The 25,259-nt window shown below is 65.6% G+C and carries 17 protein-coding genes; 5 read left to right on the plus strand and 12 right to left on the minus strand.

Features of this window, described 5'->3' with window-relative positions:
• Positions 1 to 134 precede the first annotated feature (134 nt).
• From ACIGGF_RS20605 to ACIGGF_RS20640, 8 genes are all read right to left on the minus strand, one after another.
• Positions 135 to 3,938, minus strand: a complete 3,804-nt coding sequence (locus ACIGGF_RS20605; RefSeq protein ID WP_397523016.1) for a multifunctional oxoglutarate decarboxylase/oxoglutarate dehydrogenase thiamine pyrophosphate-binding subunit/dihydrolipoyllysine-residue succinyltransferase subunit — start codon at positions 3,936 to 3,938, stop codon at positions 135 to 137.
• 110 nt (positions 3,939 to 4,048) lie between these two features.
• Positions 4,049 to 7,795 (minus strand): ABC transporter ATP-binding protein, encoded by a 3,747-nt coding sequence (locus ACIGGF_RS20610; protein ID WP_397523054.1) that lies wholly within the window; start codon positions 7,793 to 7,795, stop codon positions 4,049 to 4,051.
• Positions 7,796 to 7,993: 198 nt separating this feature from the next.
• Positions 7,994 to 8,764 (minus strand): ABC transporter permease, encoded by a 771-nt coding sequence (locus ACIGGF_RS20615; protein WP_397523017.1) that lies wholly within the window; start codon positions 8,762 to 8,764, stop codon positions 7,994 to 7,996.
• Positions 8,761 to 9,786 (minus strand): ABC transporter ATP-binding protein, encoded by a 1,026-nt coding sequence (locus ACIGGF_RS20620; protein ID WP_397523018.1) that lies wholly within the window; start codon positions 9,784 to 9,786, stop codon positions 8,761 to 8,763. The genes ACIGGF_RS20615 and ACIGGF_RS20620 overlap by 4 nt, the downstream gene beginning before the upstream one ends.
• Positions 9,787 to 9,893: 107 nt before the next feature.
• A complete protein-coding gene (locus ACIGGF_RS20625) occupies positions 9,894 to 10,733 on the minus strand; it encodes an LLM class F420-dependent oxidoreductase (protein WP_397523019.1) in 840 nt (279 codons plus the stop codon).
• A gap of 34 nt (positions 10,734 to 10,767) precedes the next feature.
• Positions 10,768 to 11,487 carry a hypothetical protein gene (locus ACIGGF_RS20630; protein WP_397523020.1) on the minus strand — a complete coding sequence of 240 codons (720 nt, stop codon included), beginning with the start codon at positions 11,485 to 11,487 and terminating at the stop codon, positions 10,768 to 10,770.
• Between the two features lie 29 nt (positions 11,488 to 11,516).
• A complete protein-coding gene (locus ACIGGF_RS20635) occupies positions 11,517 to 12,533 on the minus strand; it encodes a glutathione S-transferase family protein (protein WP_397523021.1) in 1,017 nt (338 codons plus the stop codon).
• A 63-nt stretch (positions 12,534 to 12,596) separates the two neighbouring features.
• Complete coding sequence (locus ACIGGF_RS20640; RefSeq protein ID WP_397523022.1) at positions 12,597 to 13,340, minus strand: GNAT family N-acetyltransferase; 744 nt, start codon at positions 13,338 to 13,340, stop codon at positions 12,597 to 12,599.
• A gap of 173 nt (positions 13,341 to 13,513) precedes the next feature.
• Here ACIGGF_RS20640 and ACIGGF_RS20645 point away from each other — a divergent pair, with 173 nt between their 5' ends.
• Positions 13,514 to 13,717 carry a cold-shock protein gene (locus ACIGGF_RS20645; RefSeq protein ID WP_008714360.1) on the plus strand — a complete coding sequence of 68 codons (204 nt, stop codon included), beginning with the start codon at positions 13,514 to 13,516 and terminating at the stop codon, positions 13,715 to 13,717.
• Positions 13,718 to 13,911: 194 nt separating this feature from the next.
• Here the strand turns inward: ACIGGF_RS20645 and ACIGGF_RS20650 are convergent, their stop codons facing one another.
• Positions 13,912 to 15,057, minus strand: coding sequence for an acyl-CoA dehydrogenase family protein (locus ACIGGF_RS20650; protein WP_397523023.1), 1,146 nt, complete (start codon positions 15,055 to 15,057; stop codon positions 13,912 to 13,914).
• Positions 15,058 to 15,144: 87 nt separating this feature from the next.
• On the opposite strand from ACIGGF_RS20650, the gene ACIGGF_RS20655 reads away from it, so the two are divergent.
• Together ACIGGF_RS20655 and ACIGGF_RS20660 are read left to right on the plus strand one after the other, a co-directional pair.
• A complete protein-coding gene (locus tag ACIGGF_RS20655; protein WP_397523024.1) occupies positions 15,145 to 15,936 on the plus strand; it encodes an enoyl-CoA hydratase/isomerase family protein in 792 nt (263 codons plus the stop codon).
• A 10-nt stretch (positions 15,937 to 15,946) separates the two neighbouring features.
• The gene (locus ACIGGF_RS20660) at positions 15,947 to 16,921 is read left to right on the plus strand and encodes an adenosine deaminase (RefSeq protein ID WP_397523025.1); all 975 of its coding nucleotides are present in this window, start codon (positions 15,947 to 15,949) and stop codon (positions 16,919 to 16,921) included.
• Position 16,922: 1 nt separating this feature from the next.
• On the opposite strand, the gene ACIGGF_RS20665 is transcribed toward ACIGGF_RS20660, so the two are convergent.
• Positions 16,923 to 18,410, minus strand: coding sequence for a molybdopterin-dependent oxidoreductase (locus tag ACIGGF_RS20665; protein WP_397523026.1), 1,488 nt, complete (start codon positions 18,408 to 18,410; stop codon positions 16,923 to 16,925).
• 61 nt (positions 18,411 to 18,471) lie between these two features.
• Positions 18,472 to 19,785, minus strand: a complete 1,314-nt coding sequence (locus ACIGGF_RS20670; protein ID WP_397523027.1) for a D-arabinono-1,4-lactone oxidase — start codon at positions 19,783 to 19,785, stop codon at positions 18,472 to 18,474.
• Between the two features lie 75 nt (positions 19,786 to 19,860).
• Here ACIGGF_RS20670 and ACIGGF_RS20675 point away from each other — a divergent pair, with 75 nt between their 5' ends.
• Positions 19,861 to 20,502, plus strand: a complete 642-nt coding sequence (locus ACIGGF_RS20675; protein WP_397523028.1) for a TetR/AcrR family transcriptional regulator — start codon at positions 19,861 to 19,863, stop codon at positions 20,500 to 20,502.
• 76 nt (positions 20,503 to 20,578) lie between these two features.
• Positions 20,579 to 21,793 (plus strand): alanine racemase, encoded by a 1,215-nt coding sequence (locus tag ACIGGF_RS20680; protein ID WP_397523029.1) that lies wholly within the window; start codon positions 20,579 to 20,581, stop codon positions 21,791 to 21,793.
• Here the strand turns inward: ACIGGF_RS20680 and ACIGGF_RS20685 are convergent.
• Positions 21,763 to 25,212 (minus strand): TM0106 family RecB-like putative nuclease, encoded by a 3,450-nt coding sequence (locus tag ACIGGF_RS20685; protein WP_397523030.1) that lies wholly within the window; start codon positions 25,210 to 25,212, stop codon positions 21,763 to 21,765. The genes ACIGGF_RS20680 and ACIGGF_RS20685 overlap by 31 nt on opposite strands.
• Positions 25,213 to 25,259 lie beyond the last annotated feature (47 nt).

Below are 25,259 nucleotides of genomic sequence, written 5' to 3' on the forward strand. Positions count from 1 at the left end.
ATTTCCATAAACCAGTCCAACCCACGGGGTCCAGTGCAATGTAGTGGTCCATTGACGCGGAACGGGGGACGGCACCCGGAAACGACGAAAGCGGCCCACCCCCGAAGGAGTGGGCCGCTTTCGCTGTCGAGGTTTCAGTCTTCGCCGACTGCCTTGAAGGCCTCGTCGATGATTTCGAGCTGCTCAACGGCGTGCACCTTGCTCGAGCCCGACGACGGGGCGGACATGGCGCGACGGGAGATGCGCTTGATGCCGACCAGCTTCTCGGGCATGAGCTCGGGCAGTGCGAGACCGAAGAACGGCCAGGCACCCTGGTTCGCAGGCTCTTCCTGAACCCAGCGGAATTCCGTTGCGTTCGGGTAGCTCTCGAGTGCTTCCCGGATCCGGCGGACCGGCACGGGGTAGAGCTGCTCGACGCGAACGATGGCGACGTCGTCGCGGTTTTCCTTCTGCTTGCGCGCGAGGAGCTCGTAGTAGAGCTTGCCGCTGACCATCAGTACGCGCTTGACTGCGCTTCGGTCGCCGGTACCGGTGTCGTAGGTGGGCTCGTCGAACACCGAGTGGAACTTGCCGTCGGTGAAGTCCTCGATGTTGCTCACTGCAGCCTTGTTGCGCAGCATCGACTTCGGGGTGAAGACGATCAGCGGGCGACGAATGCCGTCACGCGCGTGCCTGCGCAGCAGGTGGAAGTAGTTCGCGGGGGTCGAGGGGAGTGCGACGGTCATCGAGCCCTCGGCGCACAGCGTCAGGAAGCGTTCGATGCGTCCGGACGTGTGGTCGGGACCCTGGCCCTCGTGGCCGTGCGGCAGCAGCAGCACGACGTCGGAGAGCTGACCCCACTTGGCTTCACCGGACGAGATGAACTCGTCGATGATGGACTGCGCGCCGTTGACGAAGTCGCCGAACTGCGCTTCCCACATCACCAGTGCCTCCGGGTTGCCCACGGAGTAGCCGTACTCGAAGCCGACGGCTGCGAACTCGCTCAGCGCGGAGTCGTAGACCATGAACTTGCCGGGGTTGTCGCTGCCGATGTTCTGCAGCGGGGTGTATTCGGCACCGGTCTTGCGGTCGATGATCACCGAGTGGCGCTGGGTGAACGTGCCGCGGCGCGTGTCCTGGCCGGAGAAACGGATGTTGCGTCCCTCGTCCACCAACGATCCCAGTGCCAACAGCTCGCCGAAGGCCCAATCGACCTTGCCCTCGTGCGCCATCTCGCGACGCTTCTCGAGCACCGGCTTGACGCGCGGGTGCACGTTGAAGCCGTCGGGAACGTCGAGGTGTGCATCGCCGATGCGGTGCAGCACGGCCTTGTCGACGGCCGTGGTGAGCTTGGCGGGCAACTGCTGGTCGAGTTCGACCGACTCGCTGGGCTCCGGGGTGTACTTCTCGAGTTCGCGTACTTCGTTGAAGACCCGTTCGAGCTGCCCCTGGTAGTCGCGGAGGGCATCTTCGGCTTCCTTGAGCGAGATGTCGCCGCGGCCGATCAGCGATTCGGTGTAGCTCTTGCGGACGCTGCGCTTGGTGTCGATCACGTCGTACATCGCCGGCTGCGTCATCGAGGGGTCGTCGCCCTCGTTGTGTCCTCGACGGCGGTAGCAGATCATGTCGATGACGACGTCCTTGTGGAACTTCTGACGGAAGTCCACCGCCAGCTGAGCAACCCAGGCGCAGGCCTCGGGGTCGTCGCCGTTGACGTGGAAGATCGGCGCAGCGATCATCTTGGCCACGTCGGTGCAGTACTCGGACGAACGCGAGAACTCCGGTGACGTGGTGAAGCCGACCTGGTTGTTGACGACGATGTGGACAGTTCCGCCGGTGCGGTAGCCGCGCAGATCGGACAGGTTCAGCGTTTCCGCGACGACACCCTGGCCGGCGAAAGCTGCGTCACCGTGGAGCATCAGCGGCAGAACGGAGTAGCCGCCCTGGCCGGTGCCCTTGTCCAGCAGGTCCTGCTTGGCGCGGACGAGGCCTTCGAGAACGGGGTCGACGGCTTCGAGGTGCGACGGGTTCGCCGTGAGCGAGACCTTGATGTCGTTGTCGCCGAACATCTGGATGTACGTGCCCTCGGCACCGAGGTGGTACTTCACGTCGCCGGAGCCGTGTGCGGCGGCCGGGTTCATGTTGCCCTCGAACTCGGTGAAGATCTTTGAGTAGGGCTTGCCGACGATGTTGGCCAGTACGTTCAGGCGGCCGCGGTGTGGCATACCGATGACGACCTCGTCGAGGGCGTACTCGGCGCTCTGGTCGATGACCGAATCCATCATCGGGATGACCGACTCGGCACCTTCGAGCGAGAAGCGCTTCTGGCCGACGTACTTGGTCTGCAGGAACGTCTCGAATGCCTCGGCAGCGTTGAGCTTGCTCAGGATGTACTTCTGTTGCGCCACAGTTGGTTTGACGTGCTTGGCCTCGACGCGCTCCTGCAGCCACGAGACCTGCTCGGTCTCGAGGATGTGGGTGTACTCGACGCCCACGTGGCGGCAGTACGAGTCGCGTAGAACGCTGAGCACGTCCCGCAGCTTCATCTTGTCCTTGCCGTGGAATCCGCCGACCTTGAACTCGCGGTCGAGGTCCCACAGCGTGAGGTCGTGGCTGATCACGTCGAGGTCCGGATGCATCCGGAACTTGTCCTTGGTGAACTGCAACGGGTCGGTGTCGGCCATCAGGTGACCGCGGTTGCGGTACGCCGCGATGAGCTCGAGCACGCGGGTGTTCTTGTCGACCGTGCCCTCGGGCAGATCCTTGCGCCAGCGAATGGGCTCGTACGGAATCTTGAGCGAGTGGAACAGCTCGTCGTAGAACTCGTCGCTGATCAGCAGGTTGTGGATCGTCTTGAGGAAGTCGCCCGACTCGGCACCCTGAATGATGCGGTGGTCGTACGTCGAGGTCAGCGTCATGAGCTTGCCGACGCCGAACTCGGCGAGACGCTCGTCGCTGGCACCCTGGAACTCGGCCGGGTACTCCATGGCACCTGCACCGATGATGGCTCCCTGGCCGTTCATCAGACGCGGCACCGAGTGCACGGTGCCGATTCCACCGGGGTTGGTCAGCGAGATGGTGACGCCCTGAAAATCTTCACCGGTGAGCTTGCCGTCGCGCGCGCGTCGGACGATGTCCTCGTACGCGTTGTAGAACTGCGTGAAGGTGAAGTCCTGCGTGTTCTTGATCGCGGCGACGACGAGGGAACGGTTGCCGTCCTTACCGGGCAGGTCGATCGCCAGGCCGAGGTTGATCGCTGCCGGAGTGATGGCGTTCGGCTTGCCGTCGACCTCGGCGAAGTGGCGGTTCATGTTCGGGAACGCCTTGACGGCCTGCACGATGGCGTAGCCGAGAAGGTGAGTGAACGAAATCTTGCCGCCGCGAGTACGAGCGAGGTGGTTGTTGATGACGAGGCGGTTGTCCACCATCAGCTTCGCCGGAATCGCACGCACACTGGTCGCGGTGGGAATCTGCAACGAAGCAGACATGTTCTTCGCTACCGCTGCTGCTGCGCCGCGCAGAACCTTGCTCGACTCCTCGCCGAACTCGGCCGCCGCGGGCTTCGCGGAAGCAGGTTTCGCCGGAGCGGCCTTCTTCTCGGCAGGCTTTGCGGCGGCAGCAGGCTTGGCTGATTCCGCCTTGGGAGCAGCTGCCTTGGGAGCAGCTGCCTTGGGAGCACTGTCCTTCTGCGGAGCCGAGGCGGCAGGCTTGGCAGGGGGCGCGGGTGCTGCGGGGGGAGCGGACTTGGCCGAACTACCGTTGGAGGCTCCGCCGTTGCCGTTACCGGACGCACCGTTCGAGCTGCCGGCACTCTCTTCGTTCGCGGCATCGGGGTCGTAACCGGTGAGGAACTCGTGCCAGCTCGCGTCGACGGAGGACGGGTCTTGCTTGAATCGCTGGTACATCTCGTCGACCAGCCATTGGTTTTGTCCGAATTGGGTAGTAGAGCTGCTGCTCACGGCAGTAGTTCGCCTCGTTTCTGTCTTCGTTCCCGTTCAGCGCGCGTACTTGTCCAGGCTAGACCTCTGGCCGAGCGCGCGTGCGTCCGGGACGTAGCTGTGATATGTACTCACCGGTAACCATCGGCCTCGTTGCCGATGACTCCTTGGACTATCGAATTATCGCCCCGGTTCGTTTCGGCTGCAGTCCACAACTGAGCGTAGAAACCGCCCCGGGCGCGAAGCTCCGAATGTCGTCCGGTTTCCACGATACGTCCGCCGTCGACGACGACGATCAGATCTGCCCGCGCGGCGGTCGCCAATCGGTGCGCGACCACCACTGCCGTGCGGGTGCGCGCAACGGCGCTGCCGGCCGCGAGAACGGTGCGTTCGGTGGCCGGATCGAGTGTGGCGGTGGCTTCGTCGAGCAGCAGCAGATCGGGGTCGACCAGTTCCGCTCGGGCGAGGGCGATCAGCTGCCGTTGGCCGGCGGACAGCCCCTGGCCGCGCTCGCCGACGGGTTGGTTCATACCGCCGCGAAGTGCGGCGATGGTGCTCAGAGCGCCTACCGAGCGAGCCGCGTTCTCGATGTCGGCGTGGCTGGCATCGGGCCTGCCGTAGGCGATGTTCGACGCAACGGTTCCGGTGAACAGGTGCGCTTCCTGCGGTACGACGCCGAGCCGCTGCCGATAGTCCGACAGTCGATACTGGCGCAGATCGGTGCCGCCGACGCGTACCGATCCGGACGTCGGATCGTAGAACCGGGCCAGTAGCTTCACGACTGTCGATTTGCCCGCGCCGGTGCGCCCGACCAACGCAACCGTGGTACCGGCGGGAATGGTGAGAGATACCTCACTGAGCGCATCGGAGTGAGCCCCGGCATAACGAAACCCCACGTCGACGAGATCGATGTCGGCGCGCAGGCGTCCGCCGGGAAGCGGGGTGGTGTCAGTGGTGGTGGCGGTTTCGATCGAACTGGTGGTGCGCAGCAGGTCGCCGATGCGACCGATGCCGACGCGTGCCTGCTGATAGCCGTCGAACACCTGCGAGAGCTGCTGAATCGGCCCGAACAGCAACCCGAGGTAGAGCACGAAAGCCACCAGAGTGCCCGCGGTGGTGGCTCCCGTGGCGATCTGGTGTGCGCCGACGAACACGACGACGGCAAGGGATATATCGGACAGCAAGGTGATGAGGGGGAAGAACACCGAGATCGCGGTCTGCGATCGCATGCGGCTCGCCCGATACCTGTTCGAGCGTTCAGCGAACCGGGATGCCGCGTACTCCTCGCGCCGGTACGCCTGCGCGGCGCGTAGGCCGGTGACGTTTTCCTGGAAATCGGCGTTGACGATCGAGATGCGCTCGCGGGACGTGGAGTACGCCGCTGAAGAAATGCGCCGGAAGATCACCGTGGCCACGGCCAGGGGCGGCACAACCGCCAGCGCCACGAGTCCGAGCGAGGCGTCGGTGACGAGCAGTGCGGCGGCGATGCCGACGATGGTCAGTACGCTCACCACCGCGGTCGAGGCACCGGTCTGAATGAACGACGAGAGCGCGTCGACATCGGTGGTCATCCGCGTCATGATCCGACCCGACAGCTCACGCTCGTAATAGTCCAGGCCGAGTCGCTGAATGTGCGCGTAGCTGCGGATTCGGAGACCGAACAACACGCGCTCGCCGGCCCGCGCGGTGATGATCGTCGTCGCGCAGACGACGAACCAGCTCGCTGCCGCCAACGCGACGCCGATCGAGGTGGCTGTCCACAAGGTGTTCGAGTCTCCACGTGCCACCCCGCTGTCCACTGCGTACCGAACGAGCGAGGGGAAAGCGATCGACGCGAGAGAGTCGAGTGCGAGCAGCACCACGACTGCGGCGAGCAACATCCGGACCGGACCGAGCAACCTCGACAACCGGAATCCAGGGTCGGGTCGACGGAGTTCGGATCCTGATGCGCCGGGGTCCTCGGTCGCCGCGGGCAAGGCCGCGACGGCCGCGGAAATGGCCGGTGTGGGTGCAAGCGCGCCGAATGCGCCCGCCATCGCAGTTCCGTGACCGCCGCCGCCTCCGGTCGCGGACGACGAAACGGAACCGGGCGCACCCGGCGATCGCGGGGTGGTGTCCGGCCACAGAGCGTCCGGCGAAGGCTCGGCGATCGGGTCCGGTTCGCTGCCGCTCGGTGCGAAGCCGCCGGGTTCGTCCTCGCCCCCGGCCAGGAGCGCCCGGAAGAGTGGACACCGTCGATCGAGCTGGTCGACGGTTCCGGTGTCGACGATGCGCCCGTTGTCGAGTACTGCGACGCGGTCGGCCAGCGTCAGGGTGGAGCGGCGATGTGCGAGAACGAGCGTCGCGCGAGTTCGGACGCCGCGCAACGCGTCGAATATTGCAGCTTCGGTCTCTGCGTCCACGGCGGAGGTTGCGTCGTCGAGGATCAGTATTCGTGGTTCGACGAGGAGTGCGCGTGCCAGGGCGATGCGCTGGCGTTGGCCGCCGGACAGGGTGAGTCCGCGTTCGCCGACCAGGCTGTCGTATCCCTCGGGTAGGGCCTCGATGAAGGTGGCGGCCTGCGCCAGGCTCGCGGCGTGCTCGATGTCCTCAGCCGAGGCGTCCGGCCTGCCGAGGGCGATGTTGGCGGCGATGGTGTCGGAGAACAGGAAAGGCTCGTCGAACACCAGCGCTACTGCCTCGCGGAGCGCCGTGCTGTCGAGGTCGTCGATATCGATCGACGAGTCGCTCGACGTCAGCGCAATCCGGCCCGCGGACGGTCGGTAGAAGCGAGGAAGCAGCAGGGCGAGCGCGGTCTTACCCGAGCCCGCATGCCCGACGACGGCAACGGTCTCCCCGGGCGCGATGGTCAGGTTCAGATCGGTGAGTACGTCTCGTTCGGGCTCGAAGCCGAAGGTCACATCGGAGATTCGTACCCCCAGCGGGCCGTCCGGCAGTGTCGTGGGCACCGCGGGTTCCGGGTCGACCGGTTCGGTGTCGATCACTTCGTAGACACGTTCGACGGCGGCGCGGGAGAGCTGGGCCATGATCACGACGGACGAGACCGTCCGGGTGACGGCGGACAGCGTGGCGACGTAGGTGGCGAAGGCCAGGAATGTGCCGATGGTGATCTGCCCCTGCAGTGCGAGCCACCCACCGAGGGCGATGACTCCGACGAGACCGAGTTGAGGAATCGTGGCCATCGATGGTGCGAACCGCGAATTGATCCGCGCCGACCGCATGCGCTCGGCGAACAGTGTGCGGCCGAGGGTTTCGATGCGGTCCACCGCGCGGGCTTCCTGGCCGAAGCCCTTGACCACGCGGACTCCGGTGACGGTCTCCTCGACATGTTGCGCCAGATCGGCGGCGCGTTGTTGAGCCGACCAGGTGGCAGCGAAGAGCGTCGGCCGAATGCGGTACACGACGATGCTGACGGCGGGAACGATGAGGACCGCGACGACGGTGAGCACCGGTGACAGGTACGCCATCACCGCCAGGGCGAGGACGAACTGCAGAACCGCGCCGGCCGACAGCGGCACCATGGCCAGTAGGCCCTGTACGAGCTGCAGGTCGGTGATCGATCTCGACACCACTTGTCCGGTACGAATTTCGTCCTGCTTGCGACCGTCCAGCCGCTGTAGCGAGGCCAGCAGATCCAGCCGGAGATCGTGCTGAACGTCGATCGAGAGCCGGCCGGCGAGCATGCGCCTACCGAATTGGCACGCAAATCGCACCAGACCCAGCAGGGCGATGGCCACGGCGATCGTGAGGATCACCTCGCCCTTGCCGGCAGTCGCGTCGTCGATGGCCACCCTGGTGAGCAGCGGGAACGAGATGTCGATGACCGCGGCGGTCATCGTCACGCCCAACGCGCCGAGCGCAGTGCGCCGGTGCAGCATGCACTGCGCCGTCAGCCGTCGGATCCAGCCTCGCGGGGCGGCAACATCAGCCGGCTCTACCGGCTCGGCAAGGGTGCCGATGTTCGCCGCGTCGCGGTCGATTGCCGCGCCGTGGTTCCTCACCGAATTACTGTGTGCCATCGATTCACCAAGGTAGACCCGAGCACCGACAGGCCATCGCGAGTATCGGTGACGACCTCAGTCGACGTCGCGGGTGCGGGCCAGAAACCAGCCGCCGCCGACGAGGATCGCGGCCCACACTGCGAGCCCGAGCGGTGCCCACGGCCAGGTAGCCAGATCACCCGCGTCGTCCAACTGGGTGGCGGCCATCGTCGGCAGTGTCAGGTTCGACGGCAGCACCGTCGCAACCGGTCCCAGCCCCACGCCGAACAGGATCAGCGAGATCAGACCCTCACCGAACGGCAGCCACGCGACGAGCACGATGGCGGACCACGTCGGAGATCTGAGCAGCAGACCCAGGCCGGCCCCGATCATCGACCACAGCACCACTGCCAGTAGGCACGCGGCGACCACTCCGATGAACGGGCCGTCGAGCAGCACCGTTCGGCTGTTGAAGATCAGGAGGCAGATCAGGCTGGCCAGGAGCACGACGAGGCCGTACCCGAGCCCGAACAGGGCCGTGACGATGAGTTTCGCTGCGATCACCCCGTCGCGGCCCCGAGCCGTCAGGAAGCTGGTGGTGAGCGTCTTGTGGCGAAACTCCGTTCCGGCGTTGACGGCACCGAAAATGCCGGCGAACAGAATCGCGGCACCGGCGGCCACATACAGGCCGATCGAGGCCACCCCGCCCGAGATATCGAGGTCCTCCTCGAATTCGCCCAGCTGGTTCGCGATGACCGAGGTGATGACGGATGCGAAAACTCCGACGACGATCGGTGCGAGTGCCAGTGCCCACCAGAACTTCAGTGTCGTGACCTTGCGGATCTCCGACGTCAGCAACGCGTTCATCTCGGCCCCCCGTTCCAGTTCTGCGGCGGTCCGTAACCCGGGGGCGGTCCGTAACCCGGCGGCGGTCCGTAACCCGGGGGCGTTCCGTAGGCACTGGGTTGTACGGGTACTGCGCTGTACTGACCGGCGGTCATGGACAGGAACACGTGCTCGAGGTCGACGTGTTCGCTCGTGGTGCCGAACACCGTGACGCCCGTGTCGGCGGCGATGCGGGCTATCGTGGCCGCGTCGGTACCGGCAACACCGATGCGGCCGTCGGGCAGCAGTTGGCTGTCGTTGAACCCGTTCGATGCCAATGCGAGCGCAAGGGCCGCGGGGTCCGATGCGGCCACGAGTACGCGACTCGGACGCGTCGATCGCAGTTGCGCGATGGACCCCTGGTACATCAGGGTGCCTGCGCTCACGATCACCAGGTTGTCGACGGTCTGCTCGATCTCGCGCAGGATGTGACTCGATACCAACACGGTGCGCCCCGACGCGGCGAACGCCTTCAGGAAGTCGCGGAGCCATGCGATTCCCTCGGGGTCCAGACCGTTGGCGGGTTCGTCGAGCACGAGAATGTCCGGGTCCCCCAGCAGTGCCGTCGCCAATGTGAGGCGTTGCCGCATGCCGAGGGAGAAGCCGCCTGCGGCGCGGTCGGCGGCGTCGGCAAGTCCCACCAGGTGCAGAACGTCGAGCGCGCGGCTGTCGGGCACGCCGATCGCGGCGGTGTAGATCTTCAGATGGTGTGCAGCGGTGCGTTTGGGGTGCAGGCTCAGCGAGTCGAGGACGGCACCGACGGTACGAGCCGGGTGTATCGCCGATCGGAACGGAGCACCGTTCACCAGGCCCATTCCCGAGGTGGGTGCCACGAGCCCGAGCAGCATGCGCAGTGTGGTGGTCTTACCCGACCCGTTCGGTCCGAGGAACCCGGTGATGGTTCCGCGCGGAACGACGAAGCTCAGGTCCGATACCGCGCGAACGGTGCCGAACTGTTTCGTCAACGCCTGCGCTTCCAGCGCCGGAGCCGAGTAGCTGGTCATCTGTGCGGTGCCTCCCTGGCCGTCGGTGCACCTCGTGTGCCGGTTGCTCCGGAGGCAACCGGTACTCGAGGTTACGGGGTGCGGCCGACGGCCGGGCGAGCCCGGTTTCAGCGATGCAGTGCCGCGGCGACTTCCCGGTACGTCTCGAGTGGATCGGAGTCGTCGGGAAGCGAATGCAGGGTCACGTGCGAGGCACCGGCGGCCAGGTGCTCGTCGAGCCGGGCAGCGATGGCGGCGGCATCGCCGTGCGCGACGAGCGCGTCGATGAGTCGGTCGCTGCCGCCGTCGCCGATCTCCTCGTCGGAGTAGCCGAGTCGGTTCAGGTTGTTGGTGTAGTTGCGTAGGTGCAGGTAAGGGTTGTTGACCGGGGGCCGGCCGATCGAGCGTGCTTTCTCCGGATCCGACTCGAGGACCACCTTGTGCTCAGGTGCCAGGATCTTGTTCGGTCCCAGTTTTTCTCGCGCCTCGCGGGTGTGTTCCGGGGTGGTCAGGTACGGATGCGCACCTGCGGTGCGGTCGGCGGCCAGCGCCAGCACCTTCGGGCCGAGAGCAGCGAGCACACGTCTCTCGACCGGGACTCCGGCGTCATCCAGAGCGTCGAGGTAGGCCACCAGAGCGTCGTACGGCTTGGTGTATTCCTGCGTCGCCTCCGGGTGGCCGGCACCGATCCCGAGGACGAATCGTCCCGGGTGCTTCTTCTCCAACCGGTGGTACGACGCGGCCACGTCGGCTGCGGCGTCCGACCAGATGTTGACGATGCCGGTGGCGACGACGACCGTCTCGGTGGCGTCGAGAATCTCCTCGGTGGTGGTCAGGTCCGCGGGCGGCGAGCCGCCGAGCCAGATCGTGCCGTAGCCGAAGGACTCGATGGCGCGCGACAGTTCCGGAGTGAACGCCGAGTGCATTCGCCAGATGCCGTACTTGCCGAGTTCAGGTGTGGAAGTCATGTCAGAAGTCAACGCAGCACAGCCGCGAAGATTCCTACTCGTCCGGCTCGATGATGCGATTTTCCGGGAAACGGGCGGGCGGTGGACCGAATGCCTCCCGGGCATTCTTGATGACGCCCTTACCGACGGCGCGGTTTCCGGCCCCGCCGATCGCTGCACCGATTCCGGCAGGCAGCATCTTGCCGACCAACAGCGCGCTGCGCTTGGCGAGGTACTTGGTGATGAACTTCTTCACCAGGGACCTGTTCATGCTCGCCATCGAGCCGCCGGGGATGCGGGAGGTGATGAGCGGCCCCCAGTTCTTGGCGGTCTTGCCGACCGTGCGCTGCACGATCTGCATGCCGGATTCGCCGAGTGCCACCGACAGCACCAACGCGCGTCGCTGCTGGTGATTCTCGACAGGAATGCCGTGTACCGACGCCACCGACAACGTCAGCAAGGCCGAGGACTCGATGAAGAACGCAGTTTCGGCGCCCACCGCGGCGAGCGAGGCGACCGTCCCGACGCCGGGAATTGCCGCCGCGCCGCCCACCGCCGAGCCGCTGCCGGTCACCGCGAGCAGAAATCGCTTTTCCAACCGTTCGATGATCTGGGCCGGGGTGTCGTACGGGTGTGCCCGACGCACATGCGCCACGTACTTGTCGACGGCAGGCCCCTGCAGGCGGCTGGCGTTGTCGAGGATGTTGACCAGCGCGCGTTCGAGCTTCCCGCCCTCGGAAATGTCGACCTGCGCGTCGTCCTTCTTGCCTGCCATCGGTGCCTCTTTCTTGGGAGATCGGTAAGTCAGTGCACCCAGTGAGCGGTCGGTACGAGCTCGTCCGGCTTCGGCGGCGGGGGAGCGGTTCCGTCACCGAAGGGTGATCCTCCCAGTGACTCCCGACCGTGCGGCTCGAGCCAGGCGTGTAGGTCCGGGCCGTTCGGCACGATGCCCGACGGATTGATGTCGGTGTGCACCTCGTAGTAGTGCCGCTTGATGTGGTCGAAGTCGACCGTGTCGCCGAAGCCGGGGGTCTGGAAGAGGTCGCGTGCGTAGTTCCACAGCACCGGCATCTCGCTGAGCTTGCTGCGATTGCACTTGAAGTGGCCGTGATAGACGGGATCGAAGCGCACCAGGGTGGTGAACAGGCGCACGTCGGCTTCGGTGATGTGGTCTCCGACGAGGTAGCGCTGCGTGGACAGCCGCTCGACGAGCCAGTCGAGGCGGGCGAAAAGTCGGTCGTAGGCCTTGTCGTACGCCTCCTGAGAGCCGGCGAACCCGCAGCGATAGACGCCGTTGTTGACGTCCTCGAATACCAACTGGGCCACTTCGTCGATCTCGCGTCGCAGTGCCTCGGGGTACAGATCCGGGGCTCCCTCGCTGTGGTACTGCGTCCACTCGGTACTGAGGTCGAGGGTGATCTGCGGGTAGTCGTTGGTCACGACCTCGCCGGTCGGGACGTCGACGATGGCGGGGACGGTGATGCCGCGCTCGTAGTCCGGGAATCGGGCGAAGTAGGCGTCCTGCAGCCTCTCGATCTTCAGAACCGAATCGACTCCGCCCGGCTCCTCCTGGAAGTTCCAGCTGCGCTGATCGTGGGTGGGCCCTGGAATGCCGAGCGACAGAACATCTTCGAGGCCGAGCAGTCGCCGAACGATGATGGACCGGTGGGCCCAGGGGCAGGCGCGCGCAGCGATCAGTCGATACCGTCCTGCCTCCACCGGATAGCCGTCTCGGCCGTCGGCGGTGATCCTCGTCGGTATGTAGTTGGTATCGCGCTTGAATTCCTTGCCCGGTTCCACGTATGCGGCATCGTCGGCCATGCTCGAACTCCTCAGATAGATCGGTCTCCCGACGCTACCCAGTTCGCAGTCACCTCAACCGGATCAGGCTCGGGCCACCGCTGTGTGGCACGCGCCGATTTCGATGTATCCCAGCCGCGCGGCGAGGCGTCGGGCAATGGAATTCTCGGGGCGCGATCGCCACTGCGGGATCAAGCCGTCGTCGATCGCGTCGTTGGTCGCCAGTCGGCCGACCACCTGAGCGTGGCCCCGTCGGCGATGATCCGGGTCGGTCAGCACGCGCATGTCGGCGAGTATCAGCTGCTCCTCCGAGTAGCCGGCGGTGGCGAGGGATCGGGCCGAGTCCGCGGGCCTGTCGTCGCCGAGGAGCGTGAACCATTCCCGCGAGACCGCGTCGCCGAATGCCTCGGCGACGTCGGCGTCGCTGCACTGCGCCGCCAGGTTGCGTGCGTGCACCGCATCGTGAGAAATCAGCGGATCGTGCACATCGATGGAGTGACCGATCTCCGAGCCGTAGGCAAGCGTGTGGCTGCCGATCTCGTAGCGCTCGGAGCGATCGCCCAACAGTGCGGACAGCCAGGTGCGTTCGGTACCCGGCATGCCTGGGACGGAGCGAGAGGACTCGAGCGCCCAGTCCGGCCCCGCAACCACGGTCGTCCCGGCCAGGTGCAGCACGGTGATGTCATCGGTCGTGACGAGATGGTCGACGCGGTCCGCGTCGGTGTCGAGGGTTGTGTCGTCCAGTCCGAGCCGGCGACACCAGGCCAGGCGAACGATGTCGAGTTTGTGAGAGTCGAACCGGCCGATGTCGAAGAGGGGTACATCCACGCGTCGAGACTAGCCATCACGCCCCTGGGCAACTTTCCGGTTTCACGGTGCAAAAGCAATCTTTGAAACTTTTTTGCCCCCGGTGTTTCGCTCAGCGCCGATAGATGGCAGACTCGCAAACGAGATTAGAGCTTCGACGTGAAGATCTAGCTCGCTTACAGAAGGTTTACAGAATGACGCAGGGCAGTGTGAAGTGGTTCAACGGCGAAAAGGGCTTCGGCTTCATCGAGCAGGATGGTGGCGGACCGGACGTTTTCGTTCATTACTCGGAGATTCAGGGTAGCGGCTTCAAGTCGCTCGACGAGGGCCAGCGCGTGGAGTTCGAGGTGGGCCAGGGTCAGAAGGGCCCCCAGGCCACCGGCGTCCGCGCCATCTGATTCAAGCTTCGTAACCCGACTTCTCCTGGTGGAGTGACCGTCTCGAAGTAATCCCCACCAGAAACTCGGTGACAAGGCCGGATACACGGAAGAAATTCCGAGTATCCGGCCTTCGTCTGTTCGAAGTGCCTGCGGCAGTGGTGTGGATAAGTGCCGCGGGAGGCGCTTATCCACACCACTGCGCGCAGCGCACTCTACAGCCCCAGATCCCGGCCGATCAGTTCCTTCATGATTTCGTTCGAGCCGGCCCAGATCTTGGTCACGCGAGCGTCTTTCCACGCGCGAGCGGCGCGGTATTCGTTCATGAATCCGTAGCCGCCGTGCAGCTGGACGCAGTGGTCCAGGATCTCGTTCTGTACCTGCGAACTCCACCACTTGGCCTTGGCGGCGTCGATAGCCGTCAGCTCACCGATGCCGTGGGCGGCGATGCAGTTGTCGATGTAGGCCTGTGCCACATCGAGTTTCGTAACCAGCTCCGCGAGCAGGAACTTGTTCCACTGCAGTGAGCCGATCTGCTGGCCGAAGGCCTTGCGGTCCTTGGCGTACTGCAGCGTCTCTTCCAGGATGGGGCGGACGTGTCCGAGGTTGGCCACCGAACAACTGATGCGTTCCTGGGGGAGCAGCTGCATCATGTGGATGAAGCCGCCGTCGAATTCGCCGATCATGTTCGAGCTCGGAACGCGTACGTTCTCGAAGAACAGCTCGGCCGTGTCGGATTCGGGCTGGCCGACCTTGTCCAGCTTGCGGCCACGGGAGAATCCTTCGGTGCCGTTCTCGACGGCGAAGAGCGTGATGCCCTTGGCCTTTTTCTCCGGCGTCGTGCGAGTGGCGACGATGACGAGGTCGGCGGAGTTGCCGTTGGTGATGAAGGTTTTGGAGCCGTTGATGATGAAGTCGTCGCCGTCCTTGACTGCGGTGGTCTTCAGGGCAGCCAGGTCCGAGCCGCCGGATGGCTCGGTCATTGCGATCGCGGTGAGGATCTCGCCGCTGCAGAACCCGGGCAGCCAGCGCTTCTTCTGCTCCTCGGTGGTGAGCTTGACGAGGTAGGGCGCGACGATATCGACGTGAATACCGAAGCACGACGCCACCGCGGCACTCGAGCGGGCGAGTTCCTCGGCGAGGACGGCGTTGAACCGGTAGTCCTCGGCTCCGCTGCCGCCGTATTCCTCCGGAACTTCGAGCCCGAGGAATCCGTTGCGTCCGGCTTCGAGCCAGATGTCGCGGTCGATGTATCGCTGTTCGACGAGCTTCTCTTCCACCGGCGCTATGGTCCTGGTGACGAACTCGCGTACCGATGCGCGGAAGTCGTCGTGGTCGGACTCGAACAGGCTGCGCTTCACTTACTTGTTCCTCTCGGTAACGGCTAGTTGAGCGAACAATACTCGGTGGTAACAACGTCTCGGAACACGTGTGGCACTATGCGAACCATGGCTGACGCACCCACCTCGCTCGTTCGATCCACCACCGATGCCGGCGCAGAGATCGCCGTGCTCACCTTCGATCACGGTCCGCTCAACCTTTTCGATCAGGCCATGTTCGATGCGGTGGCCGCGAACGTCGCCGATCTGGTCGCGAATCCGCCGCGAGCGGTGCTGCTGCGGTCCGAGGGCAAGGTCAACTCGGCAGGCGTCGACGTCCACGTCTTCGAGGGCTTGACCGCAGCCCAGGGTGCCGATCTGTGGCGAGGCCTGTTCGCCGACATCGCGCATCCACTCGAGGCGCTGCCGTGCCCGGTGATCTACGCCGCGCACGGGCTGACGCTCACCGCGGCGTTCGAGATCTCCCTGGCCTGCGACATCATCCTCGCCGGGCCGAAGGCGAAGTTCGGTCTGGTGGAGACGGTCGTCGGGCTGACGCCGTCGATGGGTGGACCCCAGCGTTTGGCCGAGCGGGCCGGTTCGGGTCGGGCCCGTGAGCTCGTCATGACCGGAGATCTCTACGACGCCCAGACGCTGAAGGAGTGGGGTGTGGTCAATCAGATCCACGACGACGTCGACGCCGCGGCGCTCGCGCTGACGCACCGACTGGCCGACGGCCCCACCGTCGCGCATGCGGCGACGAAACAGATTGTGGCAGCGTGGCGTTCGGGCGGCGTGGCGCACGCGGACGAGATCACGTCGGAGGTGTCGGGTGCGTTGTTCGAGACCGACGATCTGCGCGGTGCGGTGAAGAGCTTCCTCGAGGTCGGCCCGGGTAAGGCGACGTACACCGGCAAGTAACATCGTATGAGTGAGTAAAGACCAACTGGCCGAACTGCACCTGCACATCGAAGGGTCGCTCGAGCCTCCGCTGATCTTCGCTCTTGCCGAGCGCAACTCGATCACGTTGCCGTACAAGGATATCGACGAACTGCAGGCGAAGTACGAGTTCACCGACCTGCAGTCGTTCCTCGACCTCTACTACGCGAACATGGCTGTGTTGCGCACGGCCGAGGATTTTGGAGATCTGGCGCGCGCGTACTTCCGCCGCACCGCGGAGGCCGGCGTGACGCACGCGGAGATCTTCTTCGATCCACAGGCGCACACCGAGCGTGGGGTACCCCTCGAGGCCGTCGTCGAGGGATTGGCCGACGCCTGTGCGTCGAGTGAGCAAGAGTTCGGGGTCACCAGTGGGTTGATCGCGTCGATCCTGCGAGACAAGCCGGTGTTGCACGCGAACCAATTGCTCGACGACCTGCTGGCGATGAAGGCGCCGATCATCGGCCTCGGCCTCGATTCCGCCGAGGTCGGCTACCCGCCGTCACTGTTCGTGGATGTGTTCGCCAAGGCCCGCGCCGAGGGTTTGCACGTGGTGGCCCACGCAGGTGAGGAGGGCCCGCCGGACTACATCTGGCAGGCGTTGGATTTGCTGAAGGTCGAGCGGATCGACCACGGGGTGCGCTGCTTGGAAGACGAGGCACTGGTGAAACGGCTTGTGGACGAGCAGATTCCGCTCACCGTGTGCCCGTTGTCCAACGTGCGGCTCAAGGTGATCGACGACGTCACTCAGTTGCCGCTACGGCAGATGCTCGAGCGAGGTTTGTCGGTGTCGATCAATTCCGATGATCCAGCCTACTTCGGCGGGTACGTCGACGACAATTTTGCCGCCCTCGAAACCGGCATGGGTCTCACCGCGACCGAGCGAAAGCAATTGGCCGAGAACTCGATTCGCGCCAGCTTCCCAACTGGCAGGAGTGGAGCCAGCAGGAACGACCCAATCAACTAGATCAGTTCGCCGTCACCGAGATCCTCGGGTAGCCGGTCGCTCCGTCGGGGACGGTGTCTGCAGTCTTGTTGGTCTGCAGCTCCCCGGTGGAGTTGGTAGCCCGGGCGCGGATCGCGTGTTGGCCGGCCGGTAGATCGAGCTCGATCACCCATTGCCGCCACGTGTCCTCCGAGTACTCCTCCGACAGGGTTGCCGGCATCCAATTGCCCTCGTCCACTTGTACTTCCACAGCCTCGATGCCGGTGTGCTGATCCCAGGCGACGCCGGCGAACACGGTCTTTCCAGCGGGTACGGAGCTGCCCGACTGCGGAGTGTCTATCCGTGAAGCGGTCTTGATCGGCCCGAGCGCACCCCAGCCCCGGTCGGTCCAGTACGCGGTGACGCGGTCGAATCGGGTGATCTCGATGTCGGTGACCCACTTGGTCGCCGAGACGTATCCGTACAGTCCGGGCACGACGAGCCGCGCCGGGTACCCGTGCTCGACGGGGAGCGGCGCGCCGTTCATCCCGACGGCCAGTAGCGCGTCCCGGCCGTCGAGCAGTACTTCGAGGGGAGTGCCCGCGGTGAAGGCGTCGCTGCTCGACGACAGGGCCATGTCGGCGTCGGGGGAGATGCCCGCTTCTTCGAGAATGTCCTTGAGCGGGTAGCCGATCCACGTCGCGTTGCCCACCAGGTCGCCGCCGACGATGTTGGACACGCAGGTCAGGGTGACCGTCTTCTCCACTGCCTGGCGCTCGGCGAGGTCGGCGAACGTCAGCTCGATCTCGCGGTCCACCATGCCGTGAATGCGCAACGACCACGTATCCGACGCGACGCGCGGCACGACGAGCGCGGTGTCGATGCGGTAGAACTCCTCGTTCGGGGTGATGTACGACGCGAGGCCGTCGATCTTCAGGTCCGCGCCGTCCGGAATGGGGGCTTGCGGCGTCGGGGTCGGCAGCATGAAGCCGAGTCGGTCGGCGGTGACGGCGCGAGCAGAGGTCAGCATCCGTCCGGCGGTTCCGGCGACGACGCCTAATACCGCGGCACCGGCGGCGAGGGTCAGGAAGCTGCGTCGGTTCATTCCTTCGCTGGCTGGAGTGGCGGCACCGATCAGGGCGTGCAGCACGACTATGCCGACGATGACGCCGCCGATGGTCGGAACTGCGGACAAGGCTGTGGCGTCGGGTCGCGTCACTGCGGCGAGTACACCGATCACGCCCAGCGCGGCGAACACCACTGCTCCGATCGGCTTGCGGGCGATGCCTGCTGCGGCCGCGATCGCACCGATGACGACGGCCATGCCGACGAACAGGGCGAGTTTGTCGGAGGTGCCGAACGTGTCGATGGCCCATTCACGCACCGGGGCCGGGCTGTTGTCGACGGCCGAGGACCCGACGGCGGTCAGCGGCGACGAGTTCGGGCCGATCGGGACGGCGATCAATTCACCGACGCCGAGGACCACTCCGGCGGCGATGATGCCGGACAGCGCGCGTTTTCCTGTACTCACTCGCTCCAATGTAAGCGATTCGGTCGTGCGCGGTATTTCGTAGCCTGCTACGAGCTACCGCTCACGACAGCAGGTGGTCGAGGTAGTCGCTGTCGAACAATCGTGTCGGGTCCATCGAATCGCGAATACGTAGGAAGTCGTCGAAGTGCTCATAGGTCTCGCGCAGCTCGGCGCTGCCGAGGGAGTGCAGCTTGCCCCAGTGCGGCCTGCCGCCGACGCTGCGGCAGATGGCTTCGACCGCGTCGAAGTACTCGCGGTGATCGCGTCGGTGGTACTGGTGCACAGCGATGTACGCGGTCGGGCGTCCGTAGGCGGTGGAGAGCCAGATGTCGTCGCCCGCGGCGAAACGCACTTCGACGGGGAACGCGACGGAGATCATGGATCGCTCGAGCCAGCGATCCACCTCCCGCAGCACCCACGCGATCTCGGAAACGGGCACCGCGTACTCCATCTCGACGAACTTGACCGTCCGCGACGACGCGAACACCCGGTACGAGCGGTCGGTGTACTCGCGAGCCGACAACGCCCGGGCCGAGACCGCGTTCAGCCGGGGAATCAAGGCCGGCATTCGCGTCACCGCACGGTTGAGGCCTTCGAAGACCGTGTTGGACAGCAGTTCGTCGTCGAGGTACGAGCGCACCTTTCCCAAGGGCTTCAGTACCGAGTCACCAAGCAGGCGGGTGTTGCGTTTGGTGAGCACCCGATCGGTGTGCGGAAACCAGTAGAACTCGAAGTGGTCGACGCCTGCGACGGTCGACTCGAGACCTCGCAAGGTCGCCGTCAGCGTCGACGGCATCTCGACAGCCTGCAGTGCGAACGCTGCAACGCAGTTCAATGTCACCCGGGTGATGACGCCGAGCGCGCCCAGGCCGACGCGTGCGGCGTCGAACAGCTCTGTGTTCTCGTTTCCAGAGCACCGCAGCAACTGCCCGTCCGCGGTCATCAGTTCCAGGGCAGACACCTGAGTGGCGATGCCACCGAAGCGGACTCCCGTTCCGTGGGTGCCGGTGGAGATGGCTCCGGCGACGGACTGCTCGTCGATGTCGCCCAGATTGGTCATGGCCAGGCCGAGGTCCCACAGCCGTGCGGTCAGCTCGCGGAGTCGAGTGCCGGCCAGCACCGTCACCTGGGCAGATCCATCGTGGTTGCGTTCGACGGACTCGATCCCGCGCAGCGTATCCAGGACGATCTGGACGCCATCGGTAACGGCTATCGGAGTGAACGAGTGTCCTGCCCCGACACACCGAACCGGCAGCGACCGTGCCGCGGCATCCCACAGAATCGCGCTCAGCTCATCCACCGACGAGGGCTGGGCGACATGCGCCGGTAATGCATGTTGGTTGCCTGCCCAGTTTCGCCACGACCGCTCGACCATCGAATCACTATCCCGCAGCTCGCTCCCGCGGGGCAATCCACGGCACAGATGTCGACCGCGCCCTAGTATCGGGTGATGCAATCGAGGCTGCCTGCTGATGTGCGACGCGCACAACTGGTGCAGGCTGCGATCGACGTGGCCGAGCGGGTCGGCATAGAGTCCCTGACAGTGCGTGCGCTCTCGGAGTACGGAGACGTCACCAAGGGCATCGTGCAGTACCAGTTCGAGACCAAGCAGGATCTGGTGATCGCGATGGGGGAGCACCTCATCGTCGACGTCACCGAGATACTGCACGCCGCGTTGGACAGTGCCGTCGACACGCGCGAACTGCCTGGCGTTCGGGGTTTGCGCGAGCTGGTACACGGCGGACTGAGCGCGGTGTGGTTGTTGATCGAGAAGTCGCCGGATCGGCAGCTGCTCGCGTACGAGATCAAGACCTATCTACTGCGGCACCGCGCGCTGGGATCGGCCACCGCCGCCGAGATTGCCAACGGCCAGTACCGAATCCGGGATACCGAGGCGCAGTTGTTCTTCGAGAAGTGTTCCGATCACACCGGGACGCGCTGGCTCGAGCCGGTGGAGTCGATAGCCCGCTTCGCGATGGCGACCCTGGACGGTCTGGTCCTGCGGTGGCTGGTCGACGGTGACGACCTCGAGGTGCTGGCGCAGATCGACGACCTGTCGGGTCTGATCGCGGGCAAGGCCCTGGACCGCTGAGGGCTCGCCGGGACTTCTCGGCTGCGGAGTGTTTGACTGTGTGCGCCAGGCAACGACGACGAAGGAATGTGCACGTATGAGTTCGATCGCCGGTGTCGCCACCACCGACACGACACCACTGTCCCGTATCGCGGCAGCCACCGAGACACTCGAATCTCCCTTGGCTGCAGTCGATTCGGCTGCTCTCGACGCCAATGCGGCGGCGCTGCGAGCGCGAGCGAACGGGGTGCCGATCAGGATCGCCAGCAAGTCGGTGCGCTGCCGGGCCGTGCTCGAGCGGGTGCTCGCGGCCGACGGCGTGAGCGGGGTCATGGCGTACTCGCTGCGTGAGGCGGTGTGGCTGGCGCGACACGGCGTCGAGGACATCCTCCTCGGCTATCCGAGTGTCGACCGCACCGCTCTCGCCGAGGTCGTCAACGACCGGGTCCTGTCGGGTCGCATCACGTTGATGGTCGACGACGTCGCGCAGTTGGACATCGTGCGCGACGCCACCCGCAGCGATCTTCTCAAGCCGCGTATCTGCATCGACGTCGATGCCTCGTTGCGCCTCGGTCCGCTGCACATCGGGGTCAGGCGTTCTCCGCTGCGCGATCCCGAGCAGGTCGCCGCCTTCGCGCGGTCGGCGCAGTCGCGCGGGTTCCGGGTCGTGGGCCTGATGTTCTACGAGGCGCAGATCGCCGGAGTGCCCGATTTCAACGCCGCGGTGGAATGGATGAAATCGCTGTCTGCCCGTGAGATCTCCACGCGCAGAACGGCTGTGGTCGAGGCAGTGACCGAGGCGGTGGGCTGCATCGAGATCGTCAACAGTGGGGGCACCGGGTCGATCGAGTTCTCGGCCGCTGATCCGGTCGTCACGGAAGTCACCGCCGGCTCGGGTCTGTTCGCGCCCACGCTGTTCGATCGCTACCGCTCGTTCTCGGCCGAGCCGTCGCTGTTCTTCGCGTTGCCTGCAGTCCGCAAGCCCACCCCGCAGATCGCAACGTTGTTCGGAGGGGGCTACATCGCGTCGGGTCCGGCGTCCGGGTCGAGGTCCCCGCGGCCGGTCGCCTGGTCGAGAAGAGCCGCGGGAGTGGTGACGTCCGGGTTGAAGCTGTTGCGCAACGAGGGTGCCGGTGAGGTACAGACTCCGGTGAGCGGGGCCGACGAGGTGCGCATCGGCGATCGCGTCTGGTTCCGACACGCCAAGGCGGGCGAGCTCTGCGAGCGATTCGACACCCTGCATCTGGTGCACGCCGACGGCTCGGTCGAGGCCGTTCCCACCTACCGCGGCGAGGGCATGGCGTTCGGCTGAATTCCGTTCTCGCACAACGCCATGAAGGTGCCCAGTGTGACCAGCCCGGCGGGTGTCGAGGGCAGGTACCGAGTCAGTGCCCGCGATCGGATGAGGATGGCGGCCCACTGACCGCGCGAGACGGCGACGTTGAGTCGGTTGCGCGAGAGCAGAAACCCCCTGCCGCGGGGAACGTCCTCGATGGCCGATGCCGCCATGGAGATCAGCACCACCGGTGCCTGCCGACCCTGGAATTTGTCGACGGTCCCCGCCGAGACGTCGCCGAGCCCGGCGGCTGCGAGCCGCTCGAGGATGACGGCGACCTGAGCGTTGTAGGCCGCAACGACCAGGAAGTCGGACTGCTCCAACGGCCGCGCGCCGTCGAACGACTCGGGGTTGGTCCACGATCGGCCCAGGAGTTCCTGCACGCGCGCGACGACCTCGTCGGCTTCCTCCGTCGAGTCGGTCGAGTTCCCGTGATGGTCCAGATAGACGACGTGCAGGCCGGGATCCAGCCCTGACAGCGAACGCGCTTGCGTCACAGCGCTGTTGGATTGCAGTCTGCCCTCGTAGGACAGCGCCGAGACCGGCGTGCACAGATCCGGATGCATCCGCCATGTCGTAGCCAGGAAGTATCCGCGGTCGGTGGGGAGCGTCGGGTGGCCGTCGGTGATCCAGCCCAGTGCCGATTCGTCGACGGGTTCGGGGTGGGTGCCCTGGCTGACCTGCGGCAGCTGGGCCGGGTCGCCGAGCAGCAACAGGTTGCGTGCGGACACCGAGACGGCGATGGTGTTCGCCAGCGAGAACTGCCCGGCCTCGTCGACAACGAGCAGATCCAGGGCACCGCGCGGGATGCGGCCGGGGTTGGAGAAGTCCCACGCGGTGCCGCCGATGACGCAGCCCTCCTCGGCGTCGGTGACGAAACGGGCGTAGTCCGCGGGCTCCACGATCGTGTGGGAGGTTGGGGCCTTCTTGCCCACCCGGGCGGGGCTCACGCCGGCCGCCACGATGGTGTCGAGGAGATTGTTGACCACGTGATGAGACTGGCCCACCACGCCGATGCGCCAATGATGGACCTCGATCAGTTCGGCGATCACCCGCGCAGCGGTGTAGGTCTTCCCGGTCCCCGGCGGTCCCTGAACGGCCACATAGGAGTTGCTCAGATCGAGCAGGGCTGCGGTGACGGCGGTTGCATAGTCGTGGCCTCGCACGGCGGGAAGTCCTGTGCCCGAGCGGGTTCGGGGTGCGGAGCGCGTCAGCAGGTCGGCGACGGCCGTTCGCGGCAGGTGAGGTAGCGCGGCGCAGACCTCGGTGGCAACTGCGACGATCGCCTCCTCGAGGTACTTCGTCGCGGGCGGTGGTTCCGGCGCCGTCGCGATGGGGAAATCGAGGTATTCGTCCACACCTTTGCGGAGGTTCTCCTGCACCACCACCATGTCGAGGGTGCCCTCGTATCCCGCCGCCACGATCTCGACCGACGTGGTCGCTCGGTGGGTGGGCTGCTGTTTCGGCAGCCCGTCCGGACCCGGTTCGCCGTAGAGCAGCTTGACTTTCGAGCCCGAGAGCACGCCGTTGCTCAGGTGTCCCACGAGCTTGAGCTGTCGGCGTAGAACTCGCTGGGTGGGAGCGGTTTTCATCCAGTCGTGCACCAGTTCGGCTCGTTCGACTTTAAGCACGTCCGCCGCATCGGGCCACTCGTCCAGCGGATGCGTCAGTCGATCGAAGTGCGCCCACCAGAACGGCTTTCGTTCGCGTCGGTGATAGCCGATCGAACCCGAGAACAGGGCGACCGCCTGCTGTGTCGGGGTGCGGTCCCAGGGCAGTCCGGCGTACTCGGCGAGTTCGAGCTCGAGCGGACTCGCGGTGTCGGAGGAGCTCTTGTCGAGGTCGAGCTCGGGGTTCACTCGCGGCGTCACACCAGCGGCCGATGCTCGTGCCAGCAACCAATCACGCAGTCGCAGAGTCGATTCGCAGTCGGTGCGGTTGTACTCGGCAATGTCCGCCAGGAGCGCGGCGGCCTCGACGTCTCGGCCCTGATCGCGCAGATCGCACCAGTTCGCGTATTCGACGATCGACGCGGCGGCGTCGGTGACGTCCCCGTCGCGGGCGGCCGGCATGTACAGCGGTTCGAGCTTCTTGATGCTGTAGGACCGAGCCCCGATGCGTACGGCGGATCGCACGACGGGATGCAGGTCCACCAACACGTTGTCGCGCAACAGATTGTCGACGGCGTCCTCGCCCACTCCGTACCGCCCGGCCAGTCGCAGCAGCGCGGTCTTCTCGTACGGCGCGTAGTGGTAGACGTGCATGTTCGGGTACGCGGCGCGGCGGGCGGAGACGTAGTCGAGAAAGTCGATCAGGGCACGTCGTTCCTGCGCGCGATCGTGCGCCCAGAACGGCAGGAAGTCGCCGTCCGCGGTGTAGACACCGAACAGGTACTCGAGTCCCCATTCCGTGCTTCCGGCCTCGGCCCACAACGGGTCGCCCTCGAAGTCGAAGAAGATGTCGCCCTCGTCGGGCTCGGGGATCACCCCGAGAGCGTCGGCGTCGAAGATCTCGAATTCGGCTGCGCCACTCTGTTCCTGGCGAACCTGGAGTGCGGCTTGCGCCCGCAGGTTCGTCATCGTGCGAGATGACATGCCGTCGACGAGGACTGTCGATGTCGCGAGTTCGTCGATCGTGGAAACGCCGGCGTCGAGTAGCTTCTCCCGGGTGCTCGCACGCATGCCGGCAACGAGAACCAGGTCTCGGTGCTGCTCCACCTCGACCGTGCAGGCCTCGCACTGTCCGCAACCGGAGTATCGCGAATCGAACCAATCGACGACGGTGCCCTCCGCCTGGTGCTCGTCGAGAATGTGCTGCAGATGTGCGCGCGACTGCCGATAGACCGGAAGAAGCTCGGCGAGCGAGTGCGCGGAGTCGCTGCCGTCGCCGAGCATCAGATGAACCTGGTCGGCCGGTGTCACCCCGCCGGCTTTCAGAGCGTCGGCGTACGCCGCCAACTGCAGCAGGGCCGGCACCTTCGCGTGCCTCGAGAGCTTGGTGTCGTACACGCCGTAGCCCTTGCCTTCCGCCACCAGAAAGTCGCAGAAGCCCAGGAACCGGCCGTCGAAGAAGGTTGCCTGGTACACCACCGGAGTGCGCGCGGTCAGCGCGGTAAAAGTTGCCCAGGCTGCGTCCGCCAGTTCCTGAGCGGTGCGTCCCGGTCGATCCATGGTCAGAACGCCGCCGGGGTAGCGCTGCTCGAAGGCCTGAAGTTGGCGACGTTCGTGCTCGAATCCGAGGGCGGAGGTGCGGTCGAGCATGGGGTCCGGTTCGGCAGCAGCGCGCGGGACCAGTCCGGTCAATCCGTCGAGTCGGCGGAGCAGCGCGAATTCGCAGGCCGCCGCCGCTGCGAGGTCGCTGGCGCTGTAGACGACCCTGTCGCCGAGGAGGAACACAAGTGCCCACCCTAGCCATCGACGACAGCGGCACCGGTCACGTTGCG

Source organism: Rhodococcus sp. NPDC078407 (assembly GCF_044542515.1).
Taxonomy (GTDB): domain Bacteria; phylum Actinomycetota; class Actinomycetes; order Mycobacteriales; family Mycobacteriaceae; genus Rhodococcoides.

Excerpts from the sequence above, each read along its gene's own strand:
- ACIGGF_RS20610 (WP_397523054.1), bottom strand. The coding sequence starts at position 7,795 with ATGCTGCACCGGCGCACTGCGCTCGGCGCGTTGGGCGTGACGATGACC.
- ACIGGF_RS20615 (WP_397523017.1), bottom strand. The coding sequence starts at position 8,764 with ATGAACGCGTTGCTGACGTCGGAGATCCGCAAGGTCACGACACTGAAG.
- ACIGGF_RS20620 (WP_397523018.1), bottom strand. The coding sequence starts at position 9,786 with ATGACCAGCTACTCGGCTCCGGCGCTGGAAGCGCAGGCGTTGACGAAA.
- ACIGGF_RS20625 (WP_397523019.1), bottom strand. The coding sequence starts at position 10,733 with ATGACTTCCACACCTGAACTCGGCAAGTACGGCATCTGGCGAATGCAC.
- ACIGGF_RS20630 (WP_397523020.1), bottom strand. The coding sequence starts at position 11,487 with ATGGCAGGCAAGAAGGACGACGCGCAGGTCGACATTTCCGAGGGCGGG.
- ACIGGF_RS20635 (WP_397523021.1), bottom strand. The coding sequence starts at position 12,533 with ATGGCCGACGATGCCGCATACGTGGAACCGGGCAAGGAATTCAAGCGC.
- ACIGGF_RS20645 (WP_008714360.1), top strand. The coding sequence starts at position 13,514 with ATGACGCAGGGCAGTGTGAAGTGGTTCAACGGCGAAAAGGGCTTCGGC.
- ACIGGF_RS20655 (WP_397523024.1), top strand. The coding sequence starts at position 15,145 with ATGGCTGACGCACCCACCTCGCTCGTTCGATCCACCACCGATGCCGGC.
- ACIGGF_RS20670 (WP_397523027.1), bottom strand. The coding sequence starts at position 19,785 with ATGGTCGAGCGGTCGTGGCGAAACTGGGCAGGCAACCAACATGCATTA.
- ACIGGF_RS20675 (WP_397523028.1), top strand. The coding sequence starts at position 19,861 with ATGCAATCGAGGCTGCCTGCTGATGTGCGACGCGCACAACTGGTGCAG.
- ACIGGF_RS20680 (WP_397523029.1), top strand. The coding sequence starts at position 20,579 with ATGAGTTCGATCGCCGGTGTCGCCACCACCGACACGACACCACTGTCC.